Annotated in this window: 12 protein-coding genes; 6 read left to right on the top strand and 6 right to left on the bottom strand. The window is 60.5% G+C overall.

The features are described 5' to 3' along the window. Positions 1-332: 332 nt before the first annotated feature. The 4 genes from AC1DQ3_RS35935 to AC1DQ3_RS35920 form a co-directional block, all read right to left on the bottom strand. Complete coding sequence (locus AC1DQ3_RS35935; RefSeq protein ID WP_477124850.1) at positions 333-1,007, bottom strand: AraC-like ligand-binding domain-containing protein; 675 nt, start codon at positions 1,005-1,007, stop codon at positions 333-335. 21 nt (positions 1,008-1,028) lie between these two features. Beyond that, positions 1,029-1,217, bottom strand: a complete 189-nt coding sequence (locus AC1DQ3_RS35930) for a hypothetical protein (protein ID WP_477124849.1) — start codon at positions 1,215-1,217, stop codon at positions 1,029-1,031. A gap of 257 nt (positions 1,218-1,474) precedes the next feature. Then, complete coding sequence (locus AC1DQ3_RS35925; RefSeq protein WP_477124848.1) at positions 1,475-2,716, bottom strand: MFS transporter; 1,242 nt, start codon at positions 2,714-2,716, stop codon at positions 1,475-1,477. A gap of 108 nt (positions 2,717-2,824) precedes the next feature. Then, entirely contained in the window at positions 2,825-4,195 is a 1,371-nt protein-coding gene (locus tag AC1DQ3_RS35920; RefSeq protein WP_477124847.1) for an iron-containing alcohol dehydrogenase, read from the bottom strand. A 9-nt stretch (positions 4,196-4,204) separates the two neighbouring features. Here AC1DQ3_RS35920 and gcvA point away from each other — a divergent pair, with 9 nt between their 5' ends. Next, positions 4,205-5,095 (top strand): transcriptional regulator GcvA, encoded by an 891-nt coding sequence (gcvA, locus tag AC1DQ3_RS35915; RefSeq protein WP_477124846.1) that lies wholly within the window; start codon positions 4,205-4,207, stop codon positions 5,093-5,095. 255 nt (positions 5,096-5,350) lie between these two features. Here the strand turns inward: gcvA and AC1DQ3_RS35910 are convergent, their stop codons facing one another. Further along, entirely contained in the window at positions 5,351-6,148 is a 798-nt protein-coding gene (locus tag AC1DQ3_RS35910) for an IclR family transcriptional regulator (protein ID WP_477124845.1), read from the bottom strand. 178 nt (positions 6,149-6,326) lie between these two features. Between AC1DQ3_RS35910 and AC1DQ3_RS35905 the strand changes: the two genes are divergently transcribed. Both AC1DQ3_RS35905 and AC1DQ3_RS35900 read left to right on the top strand, forming a co-directional pair. Then, positions 6,327-7,208, top strand: a complete 882-nt coding sequence (locus tag AC1DQ3_RS35905) for an NAD(P)H-dependent flavin oxidoreductase (RefSeq protein WP_477124844.1) — start codon at positions 6,327-6,329, stop codon at positions 7,206-7,208. Positions 7,209-7,464: 256 nt separating this feature from the next. Beyond that, positions 7,465-7,956: a flavodoxin family protein gene (locus AC1DQ3_RS35900; protein ID WP_477124843.1), complete on the top strand. Its 492-nt coding sequence runs from the start codon at positions 7,465-7,467 to the stop codon at positions 7,954-7,956. Positions 7,957-8,003: 47 nt separating this feature from the next. Here the strand turns inward: AC1DQ3_RS35900 and AC1DQ3_RS35895 are convergent, their stop codons facing one another. Continuing rightward, positions 8,004-8,810 carry a GntR family transcriptional regulator gene (locus tag AC1DQ3_RS35895; protein WP_477124842.1) on the bottom strand — a complete coding sequence of 269 codons (807 nt, stop codon included), beginning with the start codon at positions 8,808-8,810 and terminating at the stop codon, positions 8,004-8,006. 556 nt (positions 8,811-9,366) lie between these two features. Between AC1DQ3_RS35895 and AC1DQ3_RS35890 the strand changes: the two genes are divergently transcribed. The 3 genes from AC1DQ3_RS35890 (at position 9,367) to AC1DQ3_RS35880 (ending at position 11,126) form a co-directional block, all read left to right on the top strand. Then, the gene (locus AC1DQ3_RS35890; RefSeq protein WP_477124841.1) at positions 9,367-9,630 is read left to right on the top strand and encodes a hypothetical protein; all 264 of its coding nucleotides are present in this window, start codon (positions 9,367-9,369) and stop codon (positions 9,628-9,630) included. Between the two features lie 60 nt (positions 9,631-9,690). Next, on the top strand, positions 9,691-9,951 hold the full coding sequence (locus AC1DQ3_RS35885; protein WP_477124840.1) for a hypothetical protein: 261 nt from the start codon (positions 9,691-9,693) through the stop codon (positions 9,949-9,951). A gap of 878 nt (positions 9,952-10,829) precedes the next feature. Then, positions 10,830-11,126 carry a response regulator transcription factor gene (locus AC1DQ3_RS35880; protein WP_477124839.1) on the top strand — a complete coding sequence of 99 codons (297 nt, stop codon included), beginning with the start codon at positions 10,830-10,832 and terminating at the stop codon, positions 11,124-11,126. Positions 11,127-11,374: the final 248 nt, after the last annotated feature.

Genomic DNA, 11,374 nt, shown 5'->3' with positions numbered 1-11,374 from the left:
GTCACCGAACGCCTGGCGGCGCAAAAAAAAACTCCAGCCCATCGATTACTCGGCGAGGGATCTACCTTACCCGAAGGCTTCCGGCCCCGGGGCACCCCTGCGTAAGCAGCGTCATGTGGCAGATTCTATCGCCACGCTGCGATTGGARCTCGCTGCCGCACTGCTTGCCCGCCTTGAACGGTGCCCGTGCTGCGGTCGGAAAACCGAGTAGTTGTTAACACAGTAGTACTAGCAGCCTCGCCTCGACTGCCCCTCCCTCGCCAATTGGGACCCCGCGCCCATGTCCTGTCAGTGGTCTCAGTTCACCGTTGCGGGACACGCGGTAAACCGGATCACGCTTGCGCGCAATGCCTTCCCCTCCAGTTGCGCCGGCCTGCCCGGAATTTGCCTGCCAATTGGCTTCCCTCCGACAGAGCCCTGAAGCTAGCGGCAAGACGCTGCTGCCAGAGCCACCGCATCGGCGTGATGCCCTCCGCGGCAAAGATCCGATTCAAGGTCCGTGGCGCAATGTTCTGCGCGCGGGCGATGGTTTCGAGGTCCAGATCGCTCTCATGAAGATGGGCGAGGATATAGCGCTCCACTTGCGGCATCAGCCGATGGCGCGCGGCCCGCGTTGCCGTGCCATCGGCCAGTTCCGCCTCCAGCGTAGCGGCGATGATGTCCATCGCCGACGTCGCCAGTCGATTCTCCACCTCGGCCGTCGTCGGCGCATCAAGATCGGCGATTTGTCGCATGACCGTGGCCGCAAGTGCCCCGAGCCCGGACTTACCCGCAATGCGGCGCGCGGTGAAGCCCGCGGCCGCGGGAATCCTGGAAACCAGCAGCGCGCGGGGGATGTTCACCAGGATCGAGTGATGCCGGTAAAAATCCAGGGTAAACGGCCTCGCCTGGTCATACAGGAGCAGGTCGCCTGCCGCCGCGCTAGCTTGCCGCTCACACTGGAGCAGGTCCACCCGGCCGTCCAGGACCAGGTAGAACATAAAGTGATCGCGTGGATCCTTGCGGATCTCGCCATGGCCGCGACGTATTCAAACGCCGTCCAGCGCGGACGATGACACCTCGCTCAGCACCAATGCGCCGAGCTGCCGGCTGGACACTCTCGCCTGGAACGATGAATCGGATGCCTGCCAGCATTCGGAGGCAGAGAACTTCTGGCAGGTAAACTGATGCCAGGCCTCGAATCCATACTCGGCCGTCGTAGTCAGGATCTTTTCCATGGAATGGCCCGCGTGACTGTCGCCTTGCCGCACTGGATTGCCGGTGCGCAGGATGATGTGGACTCTGTGGGACTTAGATTGCAGTTAGCCAAATACAGACCGTTACCTTGGAGCGTCGCCTTCCAAAACCATCGTTATCTCCTGACGCATTGAATGGATCGACACCACGCGTAACCGACGCAATGGCGTCAATACTCGAACTGAAATCAATGTGACAGCGTCACGTCTCGCAGTGAGCGGCCGGCAAGAAGCGCTCCTCAGGAGTACACCTGGAGTTCCCTCCCGCGAGTCTCCGGCAGGCTCACGGCAACGACAACCACCAGCATGTACGCACCGGCAGCCAGCATCGCAATGGCATCGCCGAGCGGCATGCGAGCGGAAAGAAGACCGACCAGCGCCGGGCACAGCCCGCCGATGCCGCGACCAGCGTTGTACTTGAAGCCTTGCGCCGTTCCCCGAATACGCGACGGGGAAAGCTCCGTGAAGAAGGCACCCATCCCGCCCAGGCATCCCGATTGACTGAAGCCCAGCACGGCCCCAAGAAGCATCAGGCTCAGTGGCTCCAGTGGCAGGTACATATACGCAAAAACCGACGCAGCGGAGATCATGGCGAAGAATACAAAGGTAGGCCTTCTTCCAAGCCTGTCACTAAGATTCGAGCTCACCAGATAGCCCAGGAATGAACCGCAGATATTGATGATCAGATAGAGGCCGGTATTTGAAACCGAAAGCCCCCGTGTCACCTTCAGATAGGTCGGAAGCCACGTCAGGATCGTGTAATTTCCGCCCAGTACGCCCGTGGCCAGAAGCGAGGCGAGAATCGTCGTCTTCAGGTAGGCCCTTGAGAACAGTTCAGTCGCGCGTGCTGGAGCGGCGCCTGCGGCGATCGCCTTGCGTGTTGCCACATAGACTTCCGGCTCTTCGACGTAGCGACGCACAATAAATACCAGGAAAGCGGGAAGCACACCAATAAAGAACAGGATCCGCCATCCAATGACCGCCGGTACGAACGAAAAGATAATGCTGTAGAGGATCACTGCCGCGCCATAGCCGACCGACCAGCCGCCCTGAACCAGACCCACGGCCTTGCCACGGTACTTTGCCTGGATTACTTCACCCATCAGCACGGCGCCTGCAGCCCATTCACCACCGAACCCGAAGCCCTGCAGTGTGCGCACGACCAACAACTGCTCAAACGAGTTCGTCAAGCCGCTAAGCAGCGTGAAGAATGAAAACCAGAGAATCGTCCCTTGAAGCACCCGCACGCGACCATACCGATCGGACAGCACCCCCGCCAACCATCCTCCACATGCCGAGCTGATCAGCGCAACGGTGGAGAGGATCCCTGCCTCCCCCGTCGTCAGCCCCCACACGCTGATAAGGGTGGGAATCGCAACGGCGTACAACTGCCCGTCCATTGCATCCAGCGCCCAGCCAGCGAAACAGGCCCAAAAGGTACGCTGCTCACGCTGGCTGACTTTACGATACCAACTAAACATCTTGTCTCCTGCACGATGTGCTGACACGACCGCCGCGCACTTGTCCTCCTGGCGAACGTTCGTTACCGAAAGGGACCAACATAGGGGTCGGCCCGTCTCGCCGAGGCCTTAGGCGATTGCATTGAGAATGCTCAAGACATCCTCGGGACCATTGAGCTTGCGTGGATTGCTGTGTACCCAGCGGTCGAGCATCGCGTTCTTCGCAATCAGTTCGAATTTGTCAGGCGTGACGCCCACCTTGTGCAAGCGATTCGGCATCTCAAGATAGTCGATCAGTTCCGCCACAAGGTCGGCGGCTTCACGATTGGGATCCCCAAGCGCCTCACTGATCAGTCTCTGCTCTTTTTCCGTAACGGGCTTGTTGAATCGCAAGACCTCGGGAAGCGTGACGCACGTGCAATGGCCATGCGCAACCTGCGCAGTCCCCGCGAGCACGTGGCCGATGCCGTGGCTCGCTCCCATCGGAACAAGCGACCACATACCCATCTGCGACAGCCACATGCCGGCCTGTGCCTGCGCACGTGCATCGAGGTCGCTCGGGTCTGCCTTTGTCTTCCTCAGGGCATCGGGCAAGGTGCGAAGCGCCTGCAACGCGGCACCGTCGACGAAGGGGCTACCGTACGGCGAGTAGAAGGATTCAACGGCATGGTCCACGGAACGCATGCCCGTGGACAGCCAAAGTCCGAGCGGCGTATGCAGCGTCAATACGGGATCGAAGATGACCGTGCGCGGAATCATCAACGGATTGCGGATACTTTGCTTGAGATGCTTTACCGGATCATTGGAGCCACCGCTCTGGTGAAATTCGCCACCCGAGAGCGTCGTCGGCACGGCAATCTGGCGAACCGTGGGACCCCGAAATACCGGGGCATCGACTTTTCCGCTCACCGGGTCAGTCTTGAGCCGGAACGGTTCGAACTGATCGAGTTCGGTGATGTTGTGCTCAAGGCAAAGCGCGATGTTCTTGCCTGCATCGGTCACGGAGCCGCCGCCCACCGAAACAATCAGATCGGCCTTTGCTTCACGCGCCACCGCAGCGCCCCGCAGCACCGCGTCCCGCGGAATATGCGCCGGAATATCGTCATAAAGTGCGGCGAACTTTTCACCCAAGGCAGCCTTCAGCTTGTCGATCTCATCGGTCTTGTTATTCAGCGTGTTGCTGACCAGCAGGAAGACCCTTTGCGAGCCCAGTCTCGCAACCTCTTCGAGCACAGCTTCGACAAACGAGCGTCCGAAGTAGACTCGCTCCATCGGTGGGATGCTGAAATGACCTTGTCTCATACTCACTCCGTAGTTCATGGATAATTCATTAGACCAAAGCAGGCGAATCACGCTTTGCAACGATTTGGCAATCAGACCTGCTGAACCTTTACTGCCGCAACCCTGGAAGGACTCTTTTTTCCAGCTCTCAGTATCCCTGCCTCTGCCCGCGTCGAGCCAGCCATATTTTTTGACGGGCGCAGTTAGTCTGACTAACATTGAGAGATCATGCGTCTGCCACGTCTGCCACCACTCAATACTTTCCGCTTCTTCGAAGCCGCGGCCCGCCACCGGAATTTCACCCGCGCGGCCGAGGAACTCCATGTCACCCATGGCGCAGTCAGTCAACAGATCAAGGCCCTTGAGGATGCGATCGGCAAACGACTATTCGTGAGAAAGGCCGGTGAAATGCACCTCACGCAGGATGGCGCCGAATTGCTGATGTTCGTATCGGAGGCCTTTTCGAAACTGAACGAGGGAGTTCAGAATGCCCGAGGCATGGCCTCGCCTCGACTCCTGACAATCAATTCACATCCCGCATTCGCCGCCCGTTGGTTGATCCCACGGCTACATACCTTCAGTGAGGCACATCCCGAGATAGGGATACGCGTGCGAACCTCGCTCTCGTTGGCGAGCTTCAAAACTGCCGGCATCGACCTGGCAATCCGCTTCGGCGACGGTGAATGGCCTGAACTTTCAACGCACAAATTATTGGACGAAGCGCTTTTTCCGGTGTGCAGCCCTGCCTTCAATCAAGGAAGGTTGCCGCTCTCGCCCGAGGAGATGGCAGCTTCAAGACTGCTTCATGACGAGCGCTTCCCGTGGGCCATCTGGTTCAAGTCCATTGGCGAGACTTCCTATGCTCCGCGTCGGGAAGGAATGATGTTCAGGGACGCCAGCCTTCTTATACAGAGCGCCGTAGCTGGCCATGGCGTGGCGTTGGGGCGCAAGCAGTTATGTATGGACGAGTTGAACGCGGGGACGCTGCTTCGCTTGACCACCGACTCGCTACCCATCAAGGACGCCTATTACGCCGTGTATCCCGAGGAGCATGGCTACCGCTCGCAGGTACAGGAATTCATGGCCTGGTTGCTCATACAGTTGCGCGACCGCGAGTGAATCAGGAAACAGGCGTCTTTTGCACGCGGTCCTTCAAATCCGCTTTTTTGAATTTCTGCCTGGCAGCGATGGGAATGAAGATAGAGAGATGATTTCGCCAGGCGGTTTGTATGGCGAAAGCCTTGGCTTTAGCCAGTCCAACAGTCCGGCCTGCGTTGCGCGGGCGTTTGCGGGGTATCGGACGAGTTAATCCTTGAAACCATTGAATGCACTCTGCGAGCAAGAATATTGCGTCGCACCGGATGCCTGCCGGCATCAAAGTGGTCGCATAGCGGCATCGACATTCCGCACAAGGTTCACCAGACGCGGGCCCCAAACCTCAAAGAGCTTGTCTTCCGGCAGCTGAAAGGCAGGACCGCAGCAATTGAACGCCAGGACAGCGGTTCCGTCTGGACAACGGTACGGGATGCCTACGGCGTTGACGTCGCTTTGCCAATCACCCACAGAGACGCAGAAGCCATGCTGTTCATAACACTTCAGACCCTCCTCAAGTGACTGCCGCACTGAACGCTTATCAGAAGAATCACGATCGGCAAGAGAGGCCAGAAGGCGCTCCCTGGCATGATCGTCAAGACCGCAGAAATACGCACGGCCAAGCGCGGAAGTTGCCAGCAGGACACGTGAGCCGGTCGAGAGTCGAAAATTCTGGTTCGCGGCACTCGCACAGTTCTCGATATAAACCATCGTATGCCGATCGCGCGCGCCTATGCCAACGGAAGCGGAGGACTGTTCGGCCAGTTCGCGCATGAATGGCCTGGCGATCTGCCGTATCCCCATGGACCCAAGTGCCGAAAATCCGAGCGATAGCAATCCCGTTCCAAGGTAGTAGCGCTCCTGCGTCGGCGAGTACTCCAGGTACCCTTGCGCCAGCAAGGTATTGAGTAGCCGGGAGACGGTAGCCTTCGGCAACCCGGCGCGATCAACCAGATCCTGCATGCTCAGAAAGCGCTGGGACGAGCGAAAACATTCCAGCAGTTGCAGCCCCCGTGCAAGTGCCGAAACCTGATCTTTCTCGCCGACATCTTCGCCCGCCGTTGCTCGACCACGTGCCACAGTCAGCCCTCCATTCCTTGCCACAATGATACACGGGTTCCATTGTACGTCAATTATTCTCCATTTCCCGCACACAACCTGCAATTCTGGCTATTGACAACCGTACAAATGTTGCAATACGCTGACTTCATAGCATTTTAACGGAACACTAGTTCCGAAATAACGTCACCGGAAGATCATGGACACTCAGTTCGCAACACCCGTTACCGAATTTTTTGGGACGCGACTGCCGATTGTCGCCGGCGGTTTGCAATGGCTCGCCGACGCAAACTACGTTGCCGCGGCAGCTCGGGCCGGAATTATCGGTTTCATTACCGCAGCCAGCCTCTCTGACGGCGCCCGTCTGCGGGCTGAGATCGACAAGTGCCGTGATCTGGCCGAAGGCAAGCCCTTTGGTGTCAATGTCTCCATGCTTCCGAAGCCCACTCCCGACGAAAAGGTCGACGAGTACTTTGAGGAAGTCATCCGAGGCGGCGTGCGGTTCGTAGAGACCTCGGGACGGAGCCCGGAGGCATACCTTCCTCGCCTTCATGAGGCAGGAGTCAAGGTGCTGCATAAAGCCCCATCGCTAAGACATGCCAAGAAGGCCGAATCGCTGGGCGTGGACGCGGTATCACTTGTTGGCGCCGAGTGCGGCGGACATCCTGGCGTCGATTTGATTGGAACCATGATTCAAGGCGCGCTCGCCGGAAACGCGTTCAACATTCCGGTATTGCTTGGCGGTGGCATCGGCACGGGCAAGCAGGTTATCGCTGCACTGGCGCTCGGCGTCGACGGCGTGACTATTGGCACCCGCTTCCTGGTGGCGGATGAGATCTGGGCACATGGGAGCTACAAGGATTTGCTCGTCGGCCTGAAGGAAACCGACACGGCGCTCATGATGCAAAGTGTTCGGAATACCGTACGTGCCCTGCGTAACGCCACAACGAGCATCGTGAATGAACTGGAGCGCACCCACGCCGGCGATTTCAGCGTGTTGCGGCCGCATGTAGCAGGCATCCTTGGCAAGCAAGCCTACATTTCAGGTGATGCCTCGACTGGTGCGATTTCGCTCGGATAGGCAGTCGCGTTTGCCGATCGCAGGGAGCCTTTCGCAAAGATTATCGCGCGCATCGAGGCCGAAATGATTTCGGCGGTGAAGACGCTTTCGAAATTTCAGTCGCGCCGCGAGGCGATGGATCCTCACCTTGATTATGCAGAGGGTGGTTAGCGCGCTTGCCGCGTCGGGTCGGTGTCCGGGGCGTCTCGCGCTCACGATGGCGTGATACATTTCGCAGCGTACCAGCGGACGGCGGGTGGAATCCAATGAAGACGCTATGAAGACACTGCTGATCATCTATCACACGATGACCGGGGGAACACAGCAGATGGCCGAGGCGGCGGCCGACGCGGCGCGCATGCAGTCTGGCGTCGCTGTCAGGCTGCAGCGTGCGGCCGAGACCGGTCCGGACGACGTGCTGGCAGCCGACGGCTATCTGTTCGCGACGCCGGAGAACCTGGCTGCGATGTCCGGACTGATGAAGGACTTCTTCGATCGCTGCTACTACGCGGCACTTGACCGTGTGAACGGTCGCCCGTACGCGGCCATGATCTGCGCAGGCAGTGACGGGCAGAACGCACTGCGCCAGGTCGACCGCATCGCCACCGGCTGGCGCCTCAAGTGCGTGGCGCCAGGCCTGATCGTCTGCACCCATGCACAGACGCCCGAGCGCATTCTGGCGCGCAAGGAGATCGGCGCCGAGGACCTTGCGCGCTGTGCCGAGCTCGGCGCAGGATTGGCGGCGGGTCTTGCGCTTGGCGTCTTCTGATGCCGAAACCGGTAGCGTTCCGGCTTAGCGCGATGAACAGAGAGTATTTAACCCAGCCCCAGCGCAAACGCCAGAAGCAGCGCATTCACGATGAGCAGGCCATAGAGTATCGCCACGTCGGCGGAGATGCCCCGACGCCGTTCATGTTCTGGCGAGGCGCGCCGAGCGCGCTTGCGTTTCCACAGGCAGGCCGTGCCGATGCCGAAGGCGGCGAAGCCTGTCAGCAAGCCTGGTAACACCAAGGCGCCCGAGGCGAGCCTGGGCGGGGCCTGCTCGGTTGCGATCGAGGCCGGCGAGGTCTGAAAAGAGGTGGCTGTCGGCGGTGTTGGCCCGGTCGGTTGCCGGCTCTCCTGCATGGCAGTCAACGGAGCCGGCGCCGCCTGATCCCCCGCGGGCGGTTTCGGCTCTTGCTTTGGTGGGACAGGCGCCGCAACGGCGGCAAGTGGCGAGACGGCGGGCCGTGCTGGCTTGGTGCGGGCAGCATCCCGCCACCGCCACCATTGGTGGAACAGGCTATCGAGACAGCGCTCGGAGCCGCAAGCATCCCGTTGGACGCGCCAGGCGCTGATGTCGGCAGCGTTCGTGACGCCGCTGCGCAGCAGCCTCTGCTGTTCGGCGTAGAGGCGCTCGTAGCGCATCGAGAGCTGCGGGCTATCGCAGACCAGGTGCTTGTTGCGCGGACGGTGGTCGGTCTCCAGCACACATCGCATCCCGTTGCCCTGTGGATCTTCACAGCGGACCGATCCCGCGCCGAGCGCTGACTGACAGTCGATGTCCGATGCCCTCGCCCCATCAAAGGCAGACAGGCCCAAGACAACGAGCACGGCCAGGTGTCCTATGACCCTGTTCATCATCGCTCCTCGTGGAAGCGGCCACGTCGGCCTTGAGGTTCAACATAGTCGATGGTCGCATGAGGCTGCAAGCGCGCGGTTGGCAACGCGTGCGGTAGTCCACTTTCTTCGGCGTCACCAAGCTGAAATGCGCGCGTTCCTTCTCCTGCAGGGTTCGATATGCGCACCGCCAGGTGTGCGCTTGCGACCACGGATGCGCTTGCCCGTGATTGGCTTCGATGGATCGCGAGCGCGGCCTCGTGATCAAGGCGCCTCCTGCCCATTGAAGCAGCGGCCGGCGTGACGGCAGTCGCGCCCGTTGGCCATTTCGTCGGGCGCCATGTGTCTGTTCTGGCAAACAGTGGCCATGAAATGCGTTGGCGCGGGCCCAACACACGACCTCGCAGCTGCTGGTCCACTGGCATCGGAAGGCGTGCATGCCACCGGCTAAAACGTTTATTTTTCAATGACTTATGATTTATTTCCAGGCACATGGCGCGGCATGGCACGCCCTGTGCGTTATCCCCTTCGAGCGCAACAACAAGCTGCTCCCCCCAACCGAACCCCCAGGAGACTCACCATGCAATCGACCCTCATCATCAAGGACCTTCCGATCGACAAGAAGCTCGACGGCAAGACCATGTCCGCTGTGCGCGGCGGCAGCGCCTTCTCCCTGGTTGGCGGCAACGCCCAGAACGTGTTCGGCGGGGGCGGCTTTGCCAGCCCGACCATTGGCATTCAGATCGGGCCGATCGTGAACACGATCGATGCCAGCACGCATCTCAACCTGAAGATCCCTGTCCTGCAGAACTTCGGCAACGGCAAGCAACTTGCCGCGCTGTAACGCAATGTGGTGGCGCCCATTTGACGGGCGCTTCCCAACCGAACCCTTAGGAGACTCACCATGCAATCGACCCTGATGATCAAGGACCTGCCGCTGGACAAAGAACTCGACGGCAAGACCATGTCCGCCGTGCGCGGCGGCAGCGCCTTCTCCGCTGTCGGCGGCAACGCGCAGAATGGGATTGGCGGCGGCTTCGCCAGCCCGACCCTGGGCCTTCAGGTCGGGCCGGTCGTGAACACGATCGACACGAGCACACACCTCAATCTGAAGATCCCCACCTTGCAGAACTTCGGCAACGGTACGCAAGCTGCCTTCCTGTGATGGACAGCAGGGACAGCGGGCGCCTCCCTTCGCGCAGGCGCCTGCTGTCCCGCCGGCAACAGGCCGATCGGCGTCGAACGTTTCAGGCAACTGCGCTCGGCCCGGTCCGGGCCGATGGCCTCGCGGTTTTCCCTGTTGTTTCGCCGCCGCGACAATAATCTCTTGATTTCGTTATATTCCGCACATAAGATCACGCGGCACAACAAGAAATCCAATATATCCGGGCAGGCGTCCAAGACGCACAGAGTCAACCTGGCGGCACAGCCGGGATGGGGTCGAAATCCGAAGGTATCGGGTGCGCAATAGCGCTGATCGGCGCTGGCAGCGCCGCGCCGACCTTGCGGGTTCAGCCTGCCTCCATTGCATTCTGTACGGGGAAGTCAGGTATGAACGTGCTGCTCGTCGAGAGCTTTCCGTTGCTCCGGATCGCGATGCTCAAGCTGTTGAAGAGTATTGCAGGTATCGATCATGTCCTTGCCATCGACCCCATGGAAGACCCCGCGCCTGCGCATGCCGGGGGTGAAGCTGACCTGATTGTCTTCGGCATGCCTGGCAGCCTGGACACGGGCTGGCAGTGGCTCGGCATGGCGCGCAAGGTATGGTCCGCACCGCGCTTGCTCTTGCTTTCCGATGTCGTCCCACTGGAATTGCCCCCGGGCGGGATCACGGCGGGTTTCTGCGGCTGCCTTTCCAAATCGGCATCGATCGATGTACTCGAATCGGCTATCCGGCGGATCGTCGCCGGCCACTCGAGCCATGCCGGCGCCAGCCAGCTGCCACTGTTCCCCGCCCTACCCGCCCTACCTGCCTTATCCACATTACCCACGCTGGCGTCGCAATCCACCGCCGGCCTCAAGCGGCCTGGTAAAGAGGCGACGATGCTGGGGCTGACGCAGCGCCAGTACGATGTGTTGGTATTGCTTGCCCGAGGCCATGCGCACAAGACCGTCGGCCGCCTGCTGAATATGTCCGTGCATACCGTCAAGACGCATGCTCGCACCATCTACAGGCACCTGCAGGTAAGCGGCAAGGAAGAGGCCGTCTACAAGGCGCGGGAGCGGGGCCTCAGCCTGGCTTGGGGAGCCGGCGGTGGCGAGGCGCCGCGCGGCGGCGTGGCGCCGTTGGCTCTGGCCGGCGGTAACGCCCCCACGATGCGGCAAGTGGACCTGATCTGAACCGGGATCCGCCAGCCGCCCTGTCAAGCCAGGCATGCCAGCCCGGGCGCGCCAGGCAGAGCCATCCACGGGCTCTCCCCTCCCGGCATGGAACGCCGGCTAGTCAGTATGACTCCCCTGAGGGCAAGAGGGCCGGCCCGCCGCGAGGAATCAAACGCGGGTTAGCATGACTGCCAGAGCCGCACGGTGTGGACAATGCCACACCCGGCGATTTCCAGCGCGGAGGCCAGCATGGAACACGATATCTC

The organism is Cupriavidus sp. 01T418, assembly GCF_056398885.1.
The sequence above is the reverse complement of the archived record's forward strand: the minus strand, read 5'-3'. Positions and strand labels throughout refer to the sequence as shown.